We start from the raw sequence: 20,911 nt of genomic DNA, 5'->3' as shown, positions 1-20,911 counted from the left end.
CCCGGGCAGCCCCGGGCGCCTCGCCCAGCGGCACCCCGGACCCGCCGACCGGTCGGTCCCGAGCGCCCGCGCCGGACATGTCCCCTCCCCGGCTTCCACGCACCCCGGGAGGTTTCCCTCCCACCCGGCACGCATGTCTCCCCAGGTCGAGACGATTCCCTCCACCCTGCGAGGTTTCCCTCCCACCCGACACGCATCTCCTCCCACGGCGCGGGGAGTCCGGGGCGGCACACCTTGGGCCGCCGTCGAGAGAAGGCAACACGCAGAGGGTGACGCCGTTCCCCCTGCGTGTTGCCTTCTCTCGGCGGACCAGGACGCCTCCTCGATGACAGGTTCGCCTCCTCACGGCGCAGGGGTCGCCTGCCGCGAGGGCATCGGGTAGACAGGCGCGCATGGTCGACGGTGCGGGACGGGCGGGGCAGGCGACGCGGGTGGCCGAGGGGATCGGGCGCGTCGCGCAGGCGGCGATCTACAGGGCGGGCTCGTTCGGGCGCCGCCCGGCGGTCCCGACCGACGGCACCCGCCTCGAGGAGGCCGCCGAGCGGGTGATGTCGCGCCGCGCCTTCGCCTACGTCGCCGGCTCGGCGGGCAGCGAGGCCGGCGCCAAGGCCAACCGCGCGGCCTTCGACCGGTGGCGCGTCGTCCCCCGGCTGCTCGTCGACACCTCCGAGCGCGACCTCTCGGTCGAGATCCTCGGCCGCCGGCACCCCACGCCGCTGCTCGTCTCCCCCGTCGGCGTCCTCTCCTCCGCCCACCCGGACGCCGACCTCGCCGTCGCCCGCGCCGCCCGGAGCGCCTGCGTCACACCGGTGCTCAGCACCCAGGCCTCCGTGCCGATGGAGACCGTGGCGCAGGAGCTCGACGGGAGCCCCTTCTGGTACCAGCTCTACTGGAGCCGCGACGACGACCTCGCCGCCTCCCTCGTCCACCGCGCCGAGGCCGCCGGCGCCGAGGCCCTCGTCGTCACCCTCGACACCGCCTACCTCGGATGGCGCCCACGCGACCTCGACCTCGGCCACCTCCCGTTCGCGCGCGGCGAGGGCATCGCGCAGTACACCTCGGACCCGGTCTTCGCGCGCCTCGTCGCCGAGCGCGTGACCGCCGCCGCCGCCGCAGCCAGCGACACGGACCACCCGGCCGAGCCCGCGCCCCGCCCCACCCCGACCGCCGTCCGCACGCTGCTCGCGATGAGCCGCAACCACCCCGGCGGCACCCGCGAGAACCTCCGCTCCCCCGTGCCGCGCGCCGCCGTCGAGACCTTCCTCGACGTCTTCTCGCGCCCCGCCCTCACCTGGGAGGACCTGCCCCGCCTGCGCGACCTCACGAGCCTGCCGGTGCTCCTCAAGGGCGTCCTGCACCCGGACGACGCCGCCCGCGCCCTCGACCTCGGCGTCGACGGCCTCTGGGTCAGCAACCACGGCGGCCGGCAGGTCGACCGCACGGTCGCAGCCCTCGACGCCCTGCCCGGCGTCGTCGCAGCCGTCCGCGAGCGCTCCCCCGGCACCCCGGTCCTCTTCGACAGCGGAGTGCGCACCGGCGTCGACGCGCTCGTCGCCCTCGCGCTCGGCGCCACCGCCGTCGGCATCGGGCGCCCGCACGTCTACGGCCTGGCCCTGGCCGGCGAGGACGGCGTGGGCGAGGTCCTGCGCAACATCGCCGCCGAGCTCGACCTCACCGCGGCGCTCACCGGGTGCCGCACGCTCGCCGACCTCACGCCCGACCTCCTCGTCCGCGCCCCGGCCGGATGACCGCCATCCGGTCGAGGGGCTGCGCACCACCCCTCGAGTGTGCAAGCGTTTCCGCACGCGGTCGCTACCCTGTGTCAGCGCCTCACCGTCGCCGCGCCCGACCCACCCCATGCCCGAAGGACGAGCACCGATGACCGACACCGTGCCCACGAGCTCCCTCGTCTCCGACGAGTCACCGTCGACCGACGCCCGCCGGATCGGCCCGGGGTTCCGCACGACCCACCCGCTCGCCAACGGTCCGGTCGTCCAGCCGGCGACGACGGTCGACGGCTTCGTCGAGACCTTCCTCGCCGAGCTCAACTACAGCCAGGGCACCCTGCTGTCGCAGTCGACGGTCAACGACCAGTACCTCGCGCTGGCCCGCACCGTGCGCCGCTACCTCATGGCCGACTGGCTCGAGACGGGCGCCCGCCGCCGCCAGGCGCAGCAGAAGACGGTCGGCTACCTCTCGGCCGAGTACCTCCTCGGCCGCCAGCTCGGCAACAACGTCCTCGCGACCAACCTCCAGGACATCGCCGAGGAGGCGATGCGCCGCTGCGGCATCGACATCGCGACGCTGCGCGCGCAGGAGGTCGAGCCCGGCCTCGGCAACGGTGGCCTCGGTCGCCTCGCCGCCTGCTTCGTCGACTCCCTCGCGACGATGGACGTGCCGTGCATCGGCTACGGCATCCGCTACGAGTACGGCATCTTCCGCCAGACCTTCGAGGGCGACCGCCAGGTCGAGCGGCCCGACTCGTGGCTCTCGCTCGGCAGCCCGTGGGAGTTCCCGCACCCCGAGCGCCAGGTGCTCGTGGGCTTCGGCGGCTCGACGGCGAAGACGACGGCCGAGGACGGCACCGAGCGCACGACGTGGACGCCCGACTGGAACGTCCTCGGGATGCCGTACCACTACATGGTCCCCGGCTTCCGCAACGGCGTCGTCAACACCCTGCGCCTGTGGAGCGCCCGCGCCACGCAGGCGTTCGACCTCCAGATCTTCAACTCCGGCGACTACGCCGAGGCCGTGCGCGCCCAGACCTTCGCCGAGAACATCTCGAAGGTCCTCTACCCCGAGGACTCGACGCCCCAGGGCAAGGAGCTGCGGCTGCAGCAGCAGTACTTCTTCGTGGCCTGCTCGCTGCACGACTACATCGACAACACCCTGCCGGCGGACTTCGACCTGCGTCGCCTCCCCGAGCGGATCATGTTCCAGCTCAACGACACCCACCCGGTCATCGCCATCCCCGAGCTGATGCGCATCCTCATCGACCGCAAGGGCTTCGACTGGGACGAGGCGTGGTCGATCACCCAGAAGTGCTTCGCCTACACCTGCCACACGCTGCTGCCCGAGGCCCTCGAGGTCTGGTCGGTCGACCTCCTCGGCCGCCTCCTGCCCCGCCACCTCGAGATCATCTACCGGATCAACGAGGAGTTCCTCGAGGAGGTCCGCGCGGCCTTCCCCGGCGACGAGATGCGGGTGCGCCGGATGTCGGTCATCGCCGAGCACCCCGAGCGCTCGGTCCGGATGGCCTACCTCGCGACGGTCGCGGGCTCGAAGGTCAACGGCGTCGCCGAGCTGCACAGCCAGCTGCTGCGCGACAAGGTGCTCCCCGACTTCAGCGAGCTGTGGCCCGAGAAGTTCACCAACGTCACGAACGGCATCACCCCGCGGCGCTTCGTGCGGCTGGCCAACCGCCGCCTCTCGGAGCTGCTCAACGACACGATCGGCGAGGGCTGGGTCACCGACCTCGACCGCCTCCGCGAGCTCGAGCCCTACGCCGACGACGCGTCCTTCCGCGCCGAGTTCCGCCGGGTCAAGCAGGCCAACAAGGAGCGCCTCTACGACCTGCTCAAGGTCCGCGACGGCCTCGAGCTGCCGCGCGACACGATGCTCGACGTCATGGTCAAGCGCCTGCACGAGTACAAGCGCCAGACCCTCAAGCTGCTCCACATCGTCTCGCTCTACGACGACGTCGTCTCGGGCCGCGTGAGCGCCGACGAGGTCGTCCCGCGCACCTTCGTCTTCGGTGCCAAGGCGGCCCCCGGCTACCACATGGCGAAGGAGATCATCTTCCTCATCAACGCCGTCGCCGACGTCGTCAACACCGACCCGGCGGTCGCCGGCCGGCTCTCGGTCGCCTTCCCCGCGAACTACAACGTCACCCTCGCCGAGAAGCTCATCCCGGCCGCCGACCTCTCCGAGCAGATCTCGCTCGCGGGCAAGGAGGCCTCGGGCACGGGCAACATGAAGTTCGCGCTCAACGGCGCGCTGACCATCGGCACCGACGACGGCGCGAACGTCGAGATCCGTCGGCTCGTCGGCGACGACCACTTCTTCCTCTTCGGGATGACCGAGCCCGAGGTCGAGCGGCTGCGGCCGGGGTACTCCCCCTCGAGCTACTACGAGCAGAACCCGCGACTGCGCAGCACGATCGACCTCCTCGCGAGCGGCCGCTTCACCGGCGGCGACCGCCAGGCCGTCGCCCCGGTCATCGACAACCTGCTCCACCAGGACGCCTTCATGGCCCTCGCGGACTTCCAGCCCTACCTCGACGCCCAGGAGCGGGTCGACGCCGCGTACCGCGACGAGGACGCGTGGTCGCGCTCGGCCATCCTCAACGTCGCCCGCTCGGGGTTCTTCTCCTCCGACCGCTCGATGCGCGACTACCTCGAGCGCATCTGGCGCGCCTGACCAGCACGCGGACGGGCGGGTGGCGCGGCCAGCGTCACCCGCCCCCGTCCGTGTAGGTTCGGTGGGGTGAGTGATGCCCTCCGCACCGCCCCGCCCCAGGACCCGATCGGCCGCATCCCGGTCCAGGACGTCCGACCCGTCGTCGACCACGGCTCGCGCCCCGCGAAGGCCGTCGTCGGTGAGGAGCTCGAGGTCTCCGCGACCGTGTTCCGCGAGGGGCACGACGCGGTCAACGCGACCGTCGTGCTCACCGACCCCGACGGTGTCGAGCGCCTCCTGCCGATGACGTGCACGAACGAGGGGCTCAACACGTGGGTCGCCCGCGTGACCCCCGACCGCACCGGCTGGTGGTCCTACCGCGTCGAGGGGTGGTCCGACCCCTACGGCACGTGGGAGCACGACGCGACGATCAAGGTCGCGGCCGACGTCGACACCGAGCTGATGCTCGAGGAGGGCGCTCTCGTCCTCGAGCGGGCCCTCGACGAGGTCGAGCGCACCGCCGAGCAGGAGAAGGTCCTCGTCGACGCCATCCGGACGCTGCGCGACGCCGCGCGCCCGGACCTCGTGCGCCTCAAGGCCGGCACCGACGCCGCCGTCGAGCGCGAGCTGGCCGACCGCCCGCTGCGCGACATGGTCTCGCCCTCGGCCGAGCACGCCCTGCTCGTCGAGCGCGAGCGCGCCCTCTACGGCGCCTGGTACGAGCTCTTCCCCCGCAGCGAGGGCGCCCGCTACGACGCGGCGGACCACCGCTGGGTCACCGGCACCCTGCGCACCGCCGCCGAGCGGCTGCCGGCCATCGCCGCGATGAAGTTCGACGTCGTCTACCTCACCCCGATCCACCCGATCGGCCAGGCCGCGAAGAAGGGCCCGAACAACACCCTCGACGCGCGCCCCGAGGACCCGGGCAGCCCCTACGCGATCGGCTCCCCCGACGGCGGCCACGACGCCATCCACCCCGACCTCGGGACCTTCGCCGACTTCGACGCGTTCGTCGCCGAGGCCGAGCGGCTCGGGATGGAGGTCGCGATGGACCTCGCCCTCCAGTGCTCCCCCGACCACCCGTGGGTCGAGGCGCACCCGGAGTGGTTCACGACGCGGGCCGACGGCACGATCGCCTACGCCGAGAACCCGCCGAAGAAGTACCAGGACATCTACCCGCTGAACTTCGACAACGACCCGGCGGGCATCTACGCCGAGGTGCGTCGCGTCGTCCAGGTCTGGATCGACCACGGCGTCAAGATCTTCCGCGTCGACAACCCGCACACCAAGCCGGTCGAGTTCTGGCAGTGGATCATCGCCGACGTCGCACAGGACCACCCCGAGGTCATCTGGCTCGCCGAGGCCTTCACGAAGCCCGCGATGATGCACACGCTCGCCAAGGTCGGCTTCCAGCAGAGCTACACGTACTACACGTGGCGCAGCACCGCGCCCGAGCTGCGCGAGTACCTCCAGGAGCTCGCCGGGGAGTCGGCCGACTACATGAGGCCCTCGTTCTGGCCGACGACCCACGACATCCTCACGCCGTACATGCAGTTCGGCGGCCCCGCGGCCTGGAAGGTGCGCAGCGCCCTCGCCGCGACCCTCGTGCCGACCTACGGCATCTACGCCGGCTACGAGCTGATGGAGCACGTGGCCCGCCCGGGCGCCGAGGAGCAGATCGACAACGAGAAGTACGAGTTCAAGGACCGCGGCTGGGCCGACTACGAGCCCGGCGGCCCGAAGGAGGGCCGCTCGCTCGCCGGCTGGCTGACGATGCTCAACGAGGTGCGCCGGGCCCACCCCGCGCTGCACCGGCTGCGCAACATCGAGTTCCACCACGTCGACGACGAGAACTTCCTCGCCTTCTCCAAGCGCCGCGTCCTCGACGACGGCACCGAGGACGTCGTCCTCGTCGTCGCCAACCTCGACCCGCACTCGACGCGGGCGAGCACCCTGCGCCTCGACATGCCGGCGCTCGGCCTCCAGGCGGGCGACTCCTTCGAGGCCCACGACATCGTGACCGGCGAGACCTGGACGTGGCAGCGTGATGTCTACGTGCGTCTCGGCCCGGAGGTCGAACCCTGTCACGTGATCGAGCTGAGGAGGCCCTGGTGAGCGCGATCCCCGGCATGGGGCACAGCACCCCCGGCCTCGGCATGAACCAGCCGGGCCTGCGGCACGACCCCGAGTGGTTCCGGACGGCCGTCTTCTACGAGGTCCTCGTGCGCGCCTTCGGCGACTCGACGGGCTCCGGCGAGGGCGACTTCAAGGGCATCATCAACCGGCTGGACTACCTCCAGTGGCTCGGCATCGACTGCCTCTGGCTGCCGCCGTTCTACGCCAGCCCGCTGCGCGACGGCGGGTACGACATCTCCGACTACACGCAGGTGCTGCCCGAGTTCGGCACGCTCCCGGAGTTCCGCGAGCTCATCACGCAGGCGCACGCCCGCGGCATCCGCATCGTCACCGACCTCGTGATGAACCACACGAGCGACCAGCACCCCTGGTTCCAGGCCTCGCGCAGCGACCCGGACGGCCCCTACGGCGACTTCTACGTCTGGTCCGACACCGACGACCGCTACACCGACGCGCGGATCATCTTCATCGACACCGAGACGTCCAACTGGACCTTCGACCCGATCCGCCGGCAGTTCTTCTGGCACCGGTTCTTCAGCCACCAGCCGGACCTCAACTTCGAGAACCCGGCGGTCCACGAGGCGATCTTCGACGCGGTCCGGTTCTGGATGGACATGGGCATCGACGGCTTCCGCCTCGACGCCGTCCCGTACCTCTACGAGGAGGAGGGGCACAACGGCGAGAACCACCCGAAGACGCACGACTTCCTCGCCTCGCTGCGCCGGATGGTCGACACCGAGTACCCGGGCCGCATCCTCCTCGCCGAGGCCAACCAGTCGCCGAGCGACGTCGTCGACTACTTCGGCACCGAGGACTCCCCCGAGTGCCAGATGTGCTTCCACTTCCCCGTCATGCCGATGCTCTACTACGCGCTGCGCGAGGAGAAGGCGGCGCCGATCATCGACGTCCTCGCCGACACGCCCGCCATCCCGGCCGGCACCCAGTGGGGCACGTTCCTGCGCAACCACGACGAGCTGACCCTCGAGATGGTGACGCCGGAGCAGCGCGCCGCGATGTACGGCTGGTACGCCCCGGACCCCCGGATGCGCGCCAACGTCGGCATCCGGCGCCGGCTCTCGCCGCTGCTCGACAACAGCCGCCCGGAGATCGAGCTGATCCACGCGCTGCTGCTCTCGCTGCCCGGCTCGCCGTGCCTCTACTACGGCGACGAGATCGGGATGGGCGACAACATCTGGCTCGACGACCGCGACGCCGTGCGCACCCCGATGCAGTGGACCCCCGACCGCAACGCCGGCTTCTCGACCGCCGACCCGGGCAAGCTCTACCTGCCCGTCGTGCAGTCGCTCGTGCACCACTACAACCACGTCAACGTCGAGGCGCAGATGGCCTCGGGCTCCTCGCTCCTGCACTGGGTGCGCGGGATGCTCTCGGTCCGTCGCGAGCACCCGGTCTTCGGGCTCGGCGACTTCACGGTGTGCGACTCCTCGCACGACCGCGTCCTCGCCTACACCCGCGTCGACCGGCGGGACCGCGACGTCGAGGACCGCTCGGCCAAGGCCGTGCTCTGCATCAACAACCTGTCCTCGCGCCCGCAGGCCGCGACGGTGACGCTCCCCGAGGAGCTCGCCGGCTGGGAGACGCGGGACCTGTTCGGCGGCACCGGTTTCCCCGACGTCTCCGCCGACGGCACGCTCACCGTCACGCTCGGCTCGCGCGACTTCTTCTGGCTGGCGCTCGAACCGCCGCACGGGAGCGACCGTGGCTGAGATCCACACCGGCGCGAGCCTCACCCCCTCGAAGCAGGAGCTCGTCGAGGAGTGGATGGGCTCGCAGCGCTGGTACGCCGCGAAGGGCCGGCGCCCGCGCGTGCGCCGGCTCGCGGCGTGGCGGCTCGACGACCCGGCCGGCGAGGTGGGCATCGAGACGATGCTCGTCGTCGACGAGGCCGGCGACGAGCCGGTGGTCTACCAGGTCCCGCTCACCTACCGCGGCGAGCCGCTGGCGTCCGCGGACCACGCGCTCGTCGGCACCCTCGAGCACTCGGTGCTCGGCCGCCGCTGGGTCTACGACGCTCCGCACGACCCGGCGTACGCCACGCAGCTCCTCGAGCTCGTGCAGGGTCGGGTCCCGGCCGCCTCGTCCTCGGCGTCCGACGCCGTCGACGACTCGGTCTCCGGTGTGCCGCAGCCCAGCTGGACCTCGTCCGTCCGCGTGCGCTCCTCCCGCGTGCTGACCGGGGAGCAGTCGAACACCTCGGTCATCCTCGACACCGAGGACGAGGACGGCACCCACGTGCCGCTCATCGTCAAGGTCTTCCGGATGCTCTCCCCCGGCGACAACCCGGACGTCGTCCTCCAGGGCGCGCTCGTCGACGCCGGCTCTCGCCGCGTACCCGCCGTCGTCGGCTCGGTCACCGGTGCGTGGCCGCACCCCGGCCCCGAGGGCGACCGGCCCGCGCGGGGCCACCTCGCCTTCGCGCAGGAGTTCCTGCCCGGCGTCGAGGACGCCTGGCGCGTCGCGCTGCGCGCCGCCGAGGACGGCACCGACTTCACCGGGCCGGCCCGCGAGCTCGGCGAGGCCACGGCCGAGGTCCACCGCACCCTCGCCGGGGTGCTCGGCACCGAGCCGACCACCCCCGCGCAGGTCGACGCCATCCTCGCGAGCATGCGCTCGCGCTTCGACGCCGCCGTCGCGGCCGTGCCCGACCTCGCCGCCGAGGGGCCGGCCGTCGAGGCCGTCCTCGCCGCCGCCAAGTCCGCGGACTGGCCTGCGCTGCAGCGCATCCACGGCGACTACCACCTCGGCCAGGTCCTGCGCTCCCCCGAGCGCGGCTGGGTGCTCCTCGACTTCGAGGGCGAGCCCCTGCGACCGCTCGACGAGCGCGTGCTGCCCGACCAGTGGGTCCGCGACGTCGCCGGGATGCTCCGCAGCTTCGACTACGTCGGCGGCACCCTCGAGCGCATCGTCGGCCGCTCCGCCCGCACGTGGGTCACCGACGCCCAGGACGCCTTCCTCGACGGGTACGCCGCCGAGGCCGGCGAGGACCCCCGCCACCGGGCCGCGGTGCTCGCCGCCTTCGAGCTCGACAAGGCGCTCTACGAGGTGGTCTACGAGGCCCGCAACCGCCCCGAGTGGCTCGCGGTCCCCCGCGACGCCGTCACCCGGCTGACCGCCCGCTTCTCCCCCGCCAGCCCGCCGCAAGGAGATCTCTCGTGACCCCCATGCCCAGCCCCGAGGTCGGGGGCGCCATCACCGCCCTCGTCCAGGGCCGCCACCAGCAGCCGCACGACCTGCTCGGCCAGCACCTCGAGCCGACGGGCCTGCGCATCCGCGTGCTGCGACCCATGGCGCGGTCGGTGCGCGTGCGCTTCGAGGACGGCCAGGAGCTCGCGCTCAAGCACGAGGCAGAGGGCGTCTGGACGGCCGTGCGCGAGGGCGCGACGCGGACGATGGACTACCGCCTGCTCGTCGCGTGGGACGACGGCATCGAGCACGAGCAGGACGACCCCTACCGCTTCGCGCCGACGCTCGGCGAGGTCGACCTGCACCTCGTCGGCGAGGGCCGGCACGAGCAGCTGTGGACCGTCCTCGGCGCCCGGGTGCACTCCTACCCCGGCCCGATGGGCGACGTGCGCGGCACGTCGTTCGCGGTGTGGGCCCCCCGGGCCAAGGCCGTCCGCGTCGTCGGGGACTTCAACGGCTGGGACGGGCGGGTGCACCCGATGCGCCAGCTCGGCGGCAGCGGCGTCTGGGAGCTCTTCGTCCCCGGCGTCGGCGCGGGAGCCGTCTACAAGTACGAGATCCGGGGCGCCGACGACGTCGTGCGCGCCAAGGCCGACCCGATGGCCCGCCGCACCGAGTGCCCGCCGCGCACCGGCTCCGTCGTCGACGAGAGCAGCCACGCGTGGCAGGACGACGCGTGGATGGAGCAGCGCGCGGCCCGCAACCCGCACACCGGCCCGATGAGCGTCTACGAGGTCCACCTCGGCTCGTGGCGCCAGGGCCTGACCTACCGCGAGCTCGCCGAGCACCTCGTCAACTACGTCACCGACCTCGGCTTCACCCACGTCGAGCTGCTCCCCGTCATGGAGCACCCCTACGGCCCCTCGTGGGGCTACCAGGTGACCGGCTACTACGCGCCGACCGCGCGCTTCGGCGACCCCGACGACTTCAAGTACCTCGTCGACGCGCTGCACCGCGCCGGTGTCGGCGTCATCCTCGACTGGGTGCCCGGCCACTTCCCGCGCGACGAGTGGGCCCTGGCCCGCTTCGACGGCCTCCCCCTCTACGAGCACCCGGACCCCCGCCGCGGCGACCAGCCCGACTGGGGCACGCACGTGTTCGACTTCGGCCGGCTCGAGGTGCGCAACTTCCTCGTCGCCAACGCGGTCTACTGGCTCGAGGAGTTCCACGTCGACGGGCTGCGCGTCGACGCCGTCGCCTCGATGCTCTACCTCGACTACTCGCGCAAGGACGGCGAGTGGATCCCCAACGTCCATGGCGGCCGCGAGCACCTCGAGGCCATCGGGCTGCTCCAGGAGGCCAACGCCACCGCCTACAAGCGGGTACCGGGCATCGTCACCATCGCCGAGGAGTCGACGTCGTGGCCGGGCGTCACCCGCCCGACCTCGCAGGGCGGCCTGGGCTTCGGGCTCAAGTGGAACATGGGCTGGATGAACGACACCCTGCGCTACCTGCAGGAGCAGCCGGTCCACCGCCAGTACCACCACAACCTGCTGACCTTCTCGCTCATGTACGCCTTCAGCGAGAGCTTCGTCCTGCCGATCAGCCACGACGAGGTCGTCCACGGCAAGGGCTCGCTGCTGACGAAGATCCCCGGCGAGCGCCCCGAGCAGCTCGCGACGCTGCGCGCCTTCCTCGGCTACATGTGGAGCCACCCCGGCAAGCAGCTGCTCTTCATGGGCTCGGAGTTCGCGCAGCCGCAGGAGTGGGCCGACGGCCGCTCGCTCGAGTGGTGGCTGCTCGACCACGCCGCGCACCACCGCGTCCACGCGCTCGTCAAGCACCTCAACACCGTCTACCGCGAGCACCCGGCCCTCTGGGCGCTCGACGAGCAGTCGGCCGGCTTCCGCTGGCTCGACGCCGACGACAACACCGGCAACCTCCTCTCCTACCTGCGCCACGAGCGGGCCGACGGCACCGGCGACGTCGTCGTCACGGCCGTCAACTACAGCGGCGAGGACAAGGAGTGGGTGCGCCTGGGCGTGCCCCGCTCGGGCGACTGGGAGGTGGTCCTCGACACGAGCGGCTTCGACGAGGCCGGCTCCCCGAGCCAGGGCGGCGTGGTCCTGAGCGCCGAGCCGACCCCCTGGAACGACCAGCCCTGGTCGGTCACCGTGCGGGTCGCCCGCCTCTCGACCGTCTACCTCGCGCCGGTGCCCGGCACCGAGCGTCCGGCCGCCGTCCTCGACATCTGACGCGGCGAACGGCCCGGCGGGGGACAGGGTCCCGCCGGGCCGCCGCCGCAGCCCAACCGCTCAGATGAACAGCAGCTGCGCCCCCTCGGTCAGCTCGATGAAGTCGCTCGCCGAGATGACGCCCTCGACGCCCTCGTAGAGGTCGTCCTCGGTCACGTGGTTCATGTCGGCCGACATCCGGCAGGCCCACAGGTGCACCCCGGACGCCGTGAGCAGCTCGAGGAACTCCGGGACGTCCGGCACGTCGAGGTCGGCGATCTGCTTCTTCATCATCCTCGTCGCCGCGGCGGTGGCCCCGGGCAGGGCGCCGAGCATGTGGTGGATGCCGATCTCGCTGTGCCCGGGCGGGTGCATCGCGGTGTTGCCGACGAAGCTCAGCTTGAGGTGGGCCATCGTCGCCCGCGTGATGATGTCGAAGCCCCAGAACGTGAAGAACAGGTGCGTCTCGACGCCCTCGCCGACGGCGGCGTTGGCGAGGATGAGGCCCGGGTACGCCATGTCGAGGTTGCCCTTGGAGCAGATGATCGCGAGCCTGCGCCCGCTGCCGGAGTCGTCGTCGAACGAGGGGACGAGCGGCGTCGTGTCGGTGGCGGTCATGTCAGACACATCCCTTCGGCTTGGGCAGGCCCGAGACGTAGGCCATCTTCTTGGCGGGCTTGCCGGGGAAGAGGGCGAAGAGCTGCTTGACGGGCGTGCCGGTCTGCGTCGAGACCCGGCGCAGCGTGGCGGTCTCGCCCTGGACGGCGTAGTCCTCGCGCAGGAAGCGGATCAGCCTCCAGTGCTCGTCGTCGAGCCGCAGGCCGATGAGGGCGGCCAGCTCGGGGGCGAGGTCCTCGCTCCAGTCGTCGGGGCGGGCGAGGAAGCCCTCGTCGGTGACCTCGACCTCGTGGCCGGCGATCGTCGTGGTGGTCATCGTGGTGTGTCCTTTCCGGTCGGTGCGTCAGGGGGCGTCGGGGGCGTCAGGCGGGGTTCTTGCCGGCCATCGACATCTCGGCGGGCAGGCCGAGCGGGCGACCGGGCAGGAGGGCGTTCCAGTAGACGTGCCGGAACGCGAGCTTGCCGAGGTGGTTGGCGCGCGACTCCCCGAGCAGGCGGAGGGGGCCGACCCGCGGGAGGGGGAAGGTGCCGGTGAGGGGCTCGGTGTCGTAGTTGAAGTCCAGGAGCAGCGCCTTGCCGTGGCCGGACTCGACGAAGCAGTTCGCGTGGCCGTCGAAGGAGTGCGTCATCGGGCGGCCGGCGACGTGCTCGAGGAAGTTCTCGACGAAGACCTCGACCGAGAAGTGTGCGACCGAGCCGGCCTTGCTCGTCGGGATGTTGCTCGCGTCGCCGAGGGCGAAGACGTCGTCGTGCCCCGTGGCGAGGAAGGTGTGCTTGTCGACCGGCACGTAGCCCAGCTCGTCGCCCAGGCCCGACGCGGCGACGAAGTCCGCCCCCTTGTTGAGCGGCACGGTCACGAGCTGGTCGTAGGCGACCTCGCGCTCGTCGTAGGAGACGAGGACCTTGCGCTCCTGGTCGATCCGCTCGACGAGGAAGTCCGGCTCGACGGTGATGCCCTTCTCCTCGAGCAGGCTCCCGAGGGTGCGGCTCGCGACCGGCTTGGTGAACGCGCCGTCGAGCGGGGTGACGAAGACGAGCTCGGTGCGCTCCCGCAGGCCGCGCCGGCGCAGCCAGTCGTCGGCGAGGAAGGTGAACTCCAGCGGCGCGACGGGGCACTTGATCGGCAGCTCGGTGATGTGCACGACGAGCCGTCCGCCGGCGAAGGTGTCGAGCTGGTCGTGCAGCGCGATCGCGCCCTCGTAGGTGTAGAACTCGCCGACCTCCCGGTGCCACTGGGGGCCGAGGGTGCCCTCGGTCTCCTCGGGGCGGGGCGAGGTCCCGGTGGCGATGACGAGCTGGTCCCAGGGCAGGACGCGGCCGTCCTCGAGGTGGACCTCGTGGGCCTCGGTGTCGACCCGCTCGACCGCGCCCAGGACGACGTCGACGCCGTCGTGGATGAGGGGCCGCCTGGTCCGGCGGACCTGCTCGGGGGTGGTGAGGCCGAAGGGGATGAACAGGTAGCCCGGCTGGTAGTCGTGGACGTCGTCGCGGTCGACGACGGTGATGCCCCAGCCGTCGGCCGGGAGCCGCTTGCGCAGCTTGTTGACGACCATCGTCCCGGCCGTCCCGGCCCCGAGGACCAGCAGGTGCTTCCGTGTTCCGCTCATGACTCAGTACTACTCGTGGTAGTAGTCGGATGTCTACCCCGTGGGGTATGTCCGGGTGTGATCTCGCGGACACCGTCACCTGTCGGCGGCGGACCCGTTCTGCGAGGATCGTCGCCATGACCTCCTCGCGCGCCGGACAGCCCGCCCAGCCCTCCGACCTCGTCGACGTCGCGGCGCTCGTCACGGCCTACTACACGCGCGAGCCCGACCCCGAGGACGTCGACCAGCAGGTCGCCTTCGGCACCTCCGGCCACCGCGGCTCGAGCCTGCGCACCTCGTTCAACGAGGCGCACATCCTCGCCACGACGCAGGCCATCTGCGACTACCGGCGCGAGCAGGGCTACGACGGACCGCTGTTCATGGGCCGCGACACGCACGGGCTGTCGGAGCCCGCGTGGTCGAGCGCGCTCGAGGTGCTCGCCGCCAACGACGTCACCGTGCTCGTCGACTCCGCCGACCGCTACACCCCGACCCCCGCGGTCTCGCACGCCATCCTCGTGGCCAACCGCGGCAAGGTCTCCGGTGTCGACGACATGCCTGCGGGCCGCGGCCTCGCCGACGGCATCGTCGTCACCCCGTCGCACAACCCGCCGAGCGACGGCGGCTTCAAGTACAACCCCCCGCACGGCGGCCCCGCCGACTCGGACGCGACCAAGGTCATCGCCGCGGCGGCCAACGCCTACCTGCGCGCCGGCCTCGAGGGGGTGCGGCGCATCCCCTTCGCGCGTGCCCGGGCGGCCGCGCGGTCACACGACTTCATGGGGCACTACGTCGACGACCTGCCGAACGTCCTCGACCTCGACGCCGTCCGCGAGGCCGGGGTGCGCATCGGCGCCGACCCGCTCGGTGGCGCGGCGGTCGACTACTGGGGCGCCATCGCCGAGCGCCACCGCCTCGACCTCACCGTCGTCAACCCGCTCGTCGACCCGACCTGGCGGTTCATGACGCTCGACTGGGACGGCAAGATCCGGATGGACTGCTCCTCCCCCTCGGCGATGGCCTCGCTCATCGAGCGGCGCGACGAGTACGACGTCGCGACGGGCAACGACGCCGACAGCGACCGGCACGGCATCGTCACCCCGGACGCCGGCCTCATGAACCCCAACCACTACCTCGCCGTCGCGATCCGCTACCTCTACGGCGGCGCGCGGCCGCAGTGGCGCGAGGACGGCTTCATCGGCAAGACCCTCGTGTCGAGCTCGATGATCGACCGGGTCGCGGTTGACCTCGGCCGGCGGCTCGTCGAGGTGCCGGTCGGCTTCAAGTGGTTCGTGCCCGGCCTGCTCGACGGCTCCGGCCCGTTCGGCGGCGAGGAGTCGGCGGGCGCCTCGTTCCTGCGCCACGACGGCTCGGTGTGGACGACCGACAAGGACGGCATCCTCCTCGCGCTGCTCGCCTCCGAGATCATCGCCCGCACCGGGCGGACCCCGAGCGAGCACTACGGCGACCTCGTCGCGCGCCACGGCGAGCCGGCCTACGCGCGCATCGACGCCCCCGCCGACCGGGCGCAGAAGGCCAAGCTCGCGGCCCTCTCCCCCGCCGACGTCGCCGCCGAGACCCTCGCCGGCGAGCCGATCACCGCCAAGCTGACCGAGGCCCCCGGCAACGGTGCGGCCATCGGCGGCCTCAAGGTCGTCACCGAGTCGGCGTGGTTCGCGGCCCGGCCGAGCGGCACCGAGGACGTCTACAAGATCTACGCCGAGTCCTTCCGCGGCCCCGACCACCTCGCCCAGGTCCAGGCCGAGGCCAAGGACGTTGTCTCCGCCGCCCTCGGCGGCTGATCCGCAGCCCCTCCAGCCCCACCACCCCGCACACCTCACCCGCCTCCACATGTCGGGGTGACTCTGGTGTGCCGGGGCGACCTCGCTGTGCCGGGGCGTCAGGGCACACCGGCAGGGCGGGATGACCCCGGCAGCGCAGGATCGGGGCGACCTCGCCGTGCCGAGGTGACTTCGCCGTGCCGGTGCGATCTCGCCGTGCCGCGATGGCCTCGCCGTGTCGGGGACACCTCGCCGGGCCGGGGCGTCAGGGCACACCGGCTGGGCGGGATGCGGACGGCGAGCTGAGGTCGGGGCGGCACGGTGGCCGACGAGCGCCGCAGGGACTAGCGGGCGTCGATCTTCGCCACGAGCTTGGTCAGCATCGTGACGTTGCGGCTCGTGCTGCTCGCCGGGCCGAGGATGCGCTCCCAGTCCCGCGTCACGAGACGGGAGTCCGTCGACCGCCCGTGCATCCGCCAGTGGACCTCGCTCCCCCGGACCACCAGCGTGTCGACCTCGTTCGACAGCCCCTCGAGCGCCGCCAGGTCACCGTCGGACGGCGCCGAGCGCAGGAACGTCACGAAGTGCGTGTCGCCCTCGCCGACCCCGAACGGCCGGTCCGCCAGCACCGCGCGCAGCTGCGCCGGCGTCCGCACGAACGTCGAGCACTCGAAGCCGTACTCGTCCTCGAGCGCGCCCTCCACCGCCCGCTCGACCGCCGCCCGCGACCCCGTCGCGTCGAGCACGACGTTGCCGCTGTTGACGTACGTCCACACGTCGTCGTACCCGAGGCCCTCGCACAGCGCGACGACCCGGCTCATCGCGACGCGGCGCCGCCCGACGTTGACGGCGCGCAGGAACCCGACCCGGGTGCTCACGACGCGAGCCGCACCTGCTCGTCGGAGAGCCAGAGCGCGATCAGCCCGGAGAAGTGCGCCTCGAAGCGCTCCCACTCCTGCGGCGGGTAGGTCTGCTGGACGGTGGAGGTGAGCATCCGCCGGAAGTCCTCGGAGCCGACCCACTCGAGCACCATCTCGGGGACGTGCCTGAGCGTGGTGTCGCAGAAGGCCCGGTAGCGCTCGGCCTCGAAGTGGTCGTCGGCGAGCGTCTGGTACGCCGCGAGCCGGCCCTGGTGGTCGAGCACCTCGTCGTCGGCGACGGCGAACCACGGCGCGGTGTCGATGTGCGGCCGCGGCGAGCGCCCCGTCACCGTGCAGAACGTCGTCCAGCGCAGCAGCGCCGTCATCGCCCACGGGAAGTAGTAGTGCAGCGAGGCCACCGCGACGTCCGGGCAGGCGTTCGCGTAGTCGATGGGGTGGACGACGCCGTCCTTGACGAGCATCTCGCAGGAGTTGAACTCCCACCGGAAGAACGCGTTGACGGTCTGGCTCACCGTGAGCACCTCGCGGCCGACCTCGTCGGAGAGGAAGTCGTGGACGACGGCGTAGCGCTCGTGCATCGGCTCCTCGGGACGGAACTTCATCGCCATCGTCTCGGGGCCGATGGTCAGCGTCCGGACGAAGTGCTCGTAGTCGGGCACCGACGCCTGCAGGTGCATGAGCATCTCGCCGGAGTCGTCGTACGCCCGGTGCAGGTCCTCGCGGTCGCGCACCTGCGACACCCCGCGCCAGCCGCCGCCGTCGAAGGGCTTCATGTAGAGCGGGTAGCCGAGCGAGTCGGCGATCTCGTCGAGGTCGAACGAGCGGTTGTACTTCGCCGAGGTGAAGGCCCACCGCGCGTTGTCGACGGGGTTCTTGTACGGGACGAGGACGGTCTCGGGCACGTTCATCCCGAGCCGCATGAGCGCGCAGTACGCCGAGTGCTTCTCCATCGACTGGAACGTGAACGGGCTGTTGAGCAGGTACACGTCGTCCATGAGCGCGGCCTTCTTCAGCCACTCGCGCGGGTGGTAGTACCAGTGCGCGAGCCGGTCGATGACGAGCTCGTGGCGCACCCGGTCGCGCAGGTTGAACGGCTCGATGGTCATCCGCTCGGTCGAGAGGGTGTGCTGCGTGCCGTCGGGCGCGGTGAGCACGCCCAGCCGGGCGGCGAGCGCCTCGAACGCGGTCGGCCAGTCCTGCTCGGCCCCGAGGAGGAGGCCGACGGGGTGGTCCATCGGGTCGGTCACGGGTGGTCCCTTCGTCAGGTGAAGCGGGGCAGGTGGTGGGCGAGCTGGCGGGACCACCACGGCCAGTCGTGGGCGCTGTCGTGGCCCCAGACGTCGAGCTCGTGGCGGATCCCCTTGCCGGACAGCACGTTCGCGAACTCCTGGGTGGCGGGCAGCGACCGGGTCGGCGAGACCTCGAAGGGCCCCTGCCCGACGACGAGGAGGATGGACACCCGCGAGCGCAGCCAGTCGAGGTGGTCGCCGCCGGCGTGCGCGAGGTACGCCGACGGGTTCGCGAAGTACGTCGCGTCGCCGACCTCGCCCCAGCCGTTCCACGTCGTCGGGTCGTAGTTGCCGGACAGGCCGATGGCGAGCGGCACGACGTCGGCGCGGGTGAGCGCCAGGTGCACCGCGTGGTAGGCGCCCATCGACGGCCCGACCGCCACGACCTCCTGCGAGCCACCGGTCTCGGACTGCACCCACGGCAGCACGGCCTCGCTCAGCCACGTCGTGTAGGCCCCCGCGCGCCGGGCCCGCTCCTCGGTCGGCAGCGAGGTGTCGGACCACGACCAGCCGTCGAGCGAGTCGACGCAGAAGAGGCTGACCCGGCCGGCGTCGACGAGCGGACGGACGGCGTCGAGCATCCCGTCGCCCTCGGCGTCGCGCGCCGCGCCGGCCTCCGAGGGGAAGAGGAGCACCGGACGCCCCCAGTGCCCGTACCGCACGACCTCGAGGTCGGCGTCGTGGCCGGGGACCCCGAGCCGGACGCTGCGCTGCTCCATGCGTCCCGACCCTAGCCGGGCCTCAGGCCGGCTCGCGCTCCGAGCACCAGAGCGTCCGCAGGACCTCGGTGAGCGTGGGGTCGAGGGCGTCGCGCCACGCGGTGTAGGAGTGCAGGTCGTCGACCTCGCGGTGGCGCACGTCGTGGCCCGCCCGGCGCAGGGCGGCAGCCATGTCGCGGTTGTTGGCGGCGTTCTCCTCGAGCGCGCCGCAGGTCATCCCGACGACGAGCGGGTGGTCGGTGTGCCGGGTGTCGAGGACGGCCTGGACGGCCCGCGAGATGCGTCCGAAGTACCGGAAGCCGCTCTCGGAGTCGTCGTGGCGGACCTGGAAGAAGGAGCCGGACTGCGCCACGACCCCGCCCACCCGGGGCGCCGCGGCCAGCGCGAGCAGGAGCGCGGTCAGGCCGCCGAGGCTGGCGCCGACGACGACGACGGGCGCCGACACGGGGTGCGTCGCGGCGATCCGGTCCAGCCCCGCCTCGGCGACGGTGCGCAGGTAGCCGGGCGAGCCGGAGTACCAGGCGTCCCGCAGGACCGGATGGGTCAGCGCGACCCGGTGCGGCGGCAGGACGCCGGCCGCGACGAGCGCCCCGGAGTAGCGCGTCATGCCGGCGAGCAGGTCGTACTCGGGTCCGTCGTGGACGAGGAGCAGCGGCGCCGGCTCGTCGTCGGCGAGCTGCTCGGGGGTCCACACGGTGACCGGCACGTCGTCGGCGGTCTCGCCCGCGACGGCCATCGGCGTGAGGCGTCCCGCGGCCACCGGGGCGTCGAGCCACCACGGCGGGGCGTACCCGGGCAGCTCCAGCACCGAGCGGTCCCCGAAGGCCGTCTGGACGCGCAGCGGGTTGCCGGGGTCGCAGACGACCTCGGTGGCCTCGCCGCGGTGCAGCGCCAGCCGGTACTCGATGCGCCCGAGCGCCGGCCGCGGCAGCACCAGCCGCCACCCGCCCGGCACCGCCGCGAACTCCCGGGGGCCGGGCACGGCGGGGTCGCAGTCGAGCGAGACCCCGGTCAGGGTGGCGTCGTCGGTGTCGAGGACGAGCTCGAGGGTCTCGTCGGTGACGACGTCGGACACCGTCAGAAGAGGGCGCTCATGAGCGCGGTGCGCCCCTTGCGGACCCGCTCGTCGTGCGCGCCGACGACGTCGAAGAGCCCGAGCAGGTGGGTGCGGGCGCGGTCGCGCTCGTCACCGGCGCTCGTGCGGACGAGGTCGACGAGGCGCGTGAAGGCGTCCTCGACGTGACCACCGAGGACGTCGAGGTCGGCGACGACGCAGGCGGCCTCGACGTCGGCCGGGTCCGCGGCGGCGGCGGCCCGCGCGGCGTTGAGGTCGACGCCCTGGGTGCGCTCCATGAGGCGCACCTGGGCGAGCCCGAGCCGCGCGTCCTCGTCGGAGGCGTCCGCGGCGATGGCCTGCTCGTACGCCTGCGCGGCGGCGGTGAGGTCGCCCCGCTCGATGGCCTCGTAGGCCGCCTCGTGCAGCGGCGAGACCGCCTCCTCCTCGTCGGCGTCGCCGCCGGGCACCGGGCCGAGGTCGACGCGGCCGGTGATGCCGTTCTGCACCGCCGCCTGGAGGAGCTGCTCGACGGCCTGGCCGACCTGCTGCTCGTCGGCGATGCCCGGGAACAGCGGCACGGGCTGGCCCTGGAGCAGCCCGAAGGTCGCCGGCACCGTCGGCTGGCCGAAGGCCTGCACGAGGAGCGGCTGGAAGGCCTGGAGCAGCTCGGGGTGCCCGCTGAGGTCGGCCGTGAGGACGAGGACGCGCCCCTCCTGCCGGGCGGCCACGGCCGCGACGGTGTCGATGAGCTGGCGCGTCTGCGGGTGGCTCGAGGACCAGAGGACGAGCAGCCCGGCGACGTTGACCGTGCGGGTCAGGGCCTGCTGGAGGGTCGCGGGGGTCACCTCGACGACGAGGCCGTCCGGGACGGCCCGCTGGGCGGGGGCGGCGGGCGCGGGCTGCCCGGGCACCGGCCCGGCGGACGCGCCGTCGCCGGCGGTCGCGGCGCCCGGCGTCGTCATCGCCGCCACGGCGGAGAGGTCGACGGCGCCCCGGGCGCCGGCGGGGTCGGGAGTCTGCGTCATGGTCGGATTCTCGCGCACCGCGGGCCGTCCTGCGGGACCGGGG

The 20,911-nt window shown here is 72.5% G+C and carries 15 protein-coding genes; 7 read left to right on the top strand and 8 right to left on the bottom strand.

Annotated elements, in window-relative coordinates; translation table 11 throughout:
• Nucleotides 1–392: 392 nt before the first annotated feature.
• The 6 genes from HL663_RS09395 (at nt 393) to glgB (ending at nt 11,933) form a co-directional block, all read left to right on the top strand.
• Nucleotides 393–1,748, top strand: coding sequence for an alpha-hydroxy-acid oxidizing protein (locus tag HL663_RS09395; RefSeq protein WP_173028143.1), 1,356 nt, complete (start codon nt 393–395; stop codon nt 1,746–1,748).
• 130 nt (nt 1,749–1,878) lie between these two features.
• Nucleotides 1,879–4,419: a glycogen/starch/alpha-glucan phosphorylase gene (locus HL663_RS09390; RefSeq protein ID WP_173028142.1), complete on the top strand. Its 2,541-nt coding sequence runs from the start codon at nt 1,879–1,881 to the stop codon at nt 4,417–4,419.
• A 66-nt stretch (nt 4,420–4,485) separates the two neighbouring features.
• Nucleotides 4,486–6,513 carry an alpha-1,4-glucan--maltose-1-phosphate maltosyltransferase gene (locus HL663_RS09385; protein WP_173028141.1) on the top strand — a complete coding sequence of 676 codons (2,028 nt, stop codon included), beginning with the start codon at nt 4,486–4,488 and terminating at the stop codon, nt 6,511–6,513.
• Nucleotides 6,514–6,527: 14 nt separating this feature from the next.
• Nucleotides 6,528–8,261: a maltose alpha-D-glucosyltransferase gene (gene treS / locus HL663_RS09380; RefSeq protein ID WP_173030093.1), complete on the top strand. Its 1,734-nt coding sequence runs from the start codon at nt 6,528–6,530 to the stop codon at nt 8,259–8,261.
• Nucleotides 8,254–9,711, top strand: a complete 1,458-nt coding sequence (locus HL663_RS09375) for a maltokinase N-terminal cap-like domain-containing protein (protein WP_173028140.1) — start codon at nt 8,254–8,256, stop codon at nt 9,709–9,711. Before treS ends, HL663_RS09375 begins: the two co-directional genes overlap by 8 nt.
• Nucleotides 9,708–11,933 (top strand): 1,4-alpha-glucan branching protein GlgB, encoded by a 2,226-nt coding sequence (gene glgB / locus HL663_RS09370; protein ID WP_502709044.1) that lies wholly within the window; start codon nt 9,708–9,710, stop codon nt 11,931–11,933. The genes HL663_RS09375 and glgB overlap by 4 nt, the downstream gene beginning before the upstream one ends.
• A gap of 60 nt (nt 11,934–11,993) precedes the next feature.
• Here the strand turns inward: glgB and HL663_RS09365 are convergent, their stop codons facing one another.
• Genes HL663_RS09365 through sqr form a run of 3 tightly spaced genes read right to left on the bottom strand, consistent with a single transcriptional unit; the run spans nt 11,994 to nt 14,137 of the window.
• A complete protein-coding gene (locus HL663_RS09365; RefSeq protein WP_173028139.1) occupies nt 11,994–12,530 on the bottom strand; it encodes a DsrE/DsrF/DrsH-like family protein in 537 nt (178 codons plus the stop codon).
• A gap of 1 nt (nt 12,531) precedes the next feature.
• Nucleotides 12,532–12,846, bottom strand: a complete 315-nt coding sequence (locus HL663_RS09360; protein WP_173028138.1) for a TusE/DsrC/DsvC family sulfur relay protein — start codon at nt 12,844–12,846, stop codon at nt 12,532–12,534.
• 46 nt (nt 12,847–12,892) lie between these two features.
• Nucleotides 12,893–14,137, bottom strand: a complete 1,245-nt coding sequence (gene sqr, locus HL663_RS09355) for a type III sulfide quinone reductase, selenoprotein subtype (protein ID WP_173028137.1) — start codon at nt 14,135–14,137, stop codon at nt 12,893–12,895.
• A gap of 116 nt (nt 14,138–14,253) precedes the next feature.
• On the opposite strand from sqr, the gene pgm reads away from it, so the two are divergent.
• The gene (gene pgm, locus HL663_RS09350) at nt 14,254–15,918 is read left to right on the top strand and encodes a phosphoglucomutase (alpha-D-glucose-1,6-bisphosphate-dependent) (protein WP_173028136.1); all 1,665 of its coding nucleotides are present in this window, start codon (nt 14,254–14,256) and stop codon (nt 15,916–15,918) included.
• Between the two features lie 323 nt (nt 15,919–16,241).
• Here the strand turns inward: pgm and HL663_RS09345 are convergent, their stop codons facing one another.
• Genes HL663_RS09345 through HL663_RS09325 form a run of 5 tightly spaced genes read right to left on the bottom strand, consistent with a single transcriptional unit; the run spans nt 16,242 to nt 20,868 of the window.
• Entirely contained in the window at nt 16,242–16,775 is a 534-nt protein-coding gene (locus HL663_RS09345) for a DUF1697 domain-containing protein (RefSeq protein ID WP_173028135.1), read from the bottom strand.
• A complete protein-coding gene (locus HL663_RS09340; RefSeq protein ID WP_286176026.1) occupies nt 16,772–18,025 on the bottom strand; it encodes an ATP-grasp domain-containing protein in 1,254 nt (417 codons plus the stop codon). Before HL663_RS09340 ends, HL663_RS09345 begins: the two co-directional genes overlap by 4 nt.
• A 14-nt stretch (nt 18,026–18,039) precedes the next feature.
• Nucleotides 18,040–18,786, bottom strand: a complete 747-nt coding sequence (locus HL663_RS09335; RefSeq protein ID WP_173028134.1) for an esterase family protein — start codon at nt 18,784–18,786, stop codon at nt 18,040–18,042.
• A 22-nt stretch (nt 18,787–18,808) separates the two neighbouring features.
• The gene (locus tag HL663_RS09330) at nt 18,809–19,861 is read right to left on the bottom strand and encodes an alpha/beta hydrolase-fold protein (RefSeq protein WP_173028133.1); all 1,053 of its coding nucleotides are present in this window, start codon (nt 19,859–19,861) and stop codon (nt 18,809–18,811) included.
• 2 nt (nt 19,862–19,863) lie between these two features.
• Nucleotides 19,864–20,868, bottom strand: coding sequence for a tetratricopeptide repeat protein (locus tag HL663_RS09325; protein WP_173028132.1), 1,005 nt, complete (start codon nt 20,866–20,868; stop codon nt 19,864–19,866).
• Nucleotides 20,869–20,911 lie beyond the last annotated feature (43 nt).

Source organism: Arthrobacter sp. NEB 688 (genome assembly GCF_013201035.1).
Classification (GTDB): Bacteria; Actinomycetota; Actinomycetes; order Actinomycetales; family Dermatophilaceae; genus Phycicoccus.
Note: the sequence above shows the minus strand (reverse complement) of the source record. Positions and strands in the feature narration are given on the sequence as shown.

Excerpts from the sequence above, each read along its gene's own strand:
- HL663_RS09395 (WP_173028143.1), top strand. The coding sequence starts at position 393 with ATGGTCGACGGTGCGGGACGGGCGGGGCAGGCGACGCGGGTGGCCGAG.
- HL663_RS09390 (WP_173028142.1), top strand. The coding sequence starts at position 1,879 with ATGACCGACACCGTGCCCACGAGCTCCCTCGTCTCCGACGAGTCACCG.
- treS (WP_173030093.1), top strand. The coding sequence starts at position 6,528 with ATGGGGCACAGCACCCCCGGCCTCGGCATGAACCAGCCGGGCCTGCGG.
- HL663_RS09365 (WP_173028139.1), bottom strand. The coding sequence starts at position 12,530 with ATGACCGCCACCGACACGACGCCGCTCGTCCCCTCGTTCGACGACGAC.
- HL663_RS09360 (WP_173028138.1), bottom strand. The coding sequence starts at position 12,846 with ATGACCACCACGACGATCGCCGGCCACGAGGTCGAGGTCACCGACGAG.
- sqr (WP_173028137.1), bottom strand. The coding sequence starts at position 14,137 with ATGAGCGGAACACGGAAGCACCTGCTGGTCCTCGGGGCCGGGACGGCC.
- pgm (WP_173028136.1), top strand. The coding sequence starts at position 14,254 with ATGACCTCCTCGCGCGCCGGACAGCCCGCCCAGCCCTCCGACCTCGTC.
- HL663_RS09335 (WP_173028134.1), bottom strand. The coding sequence starts at position 18,786 with ATGGAGCAGCGCAGCGTCCGGCTCGGGGTCCCCGGCCACGACGCCGAC.
- HL663_RS09325 (WP_173028132.1), bottom strand. The coding sequence starts at position 20,868 with ATGACGCAGACTCCCGACCCCGCCGGCGCCCGGGGCGCCGTCGACCTC.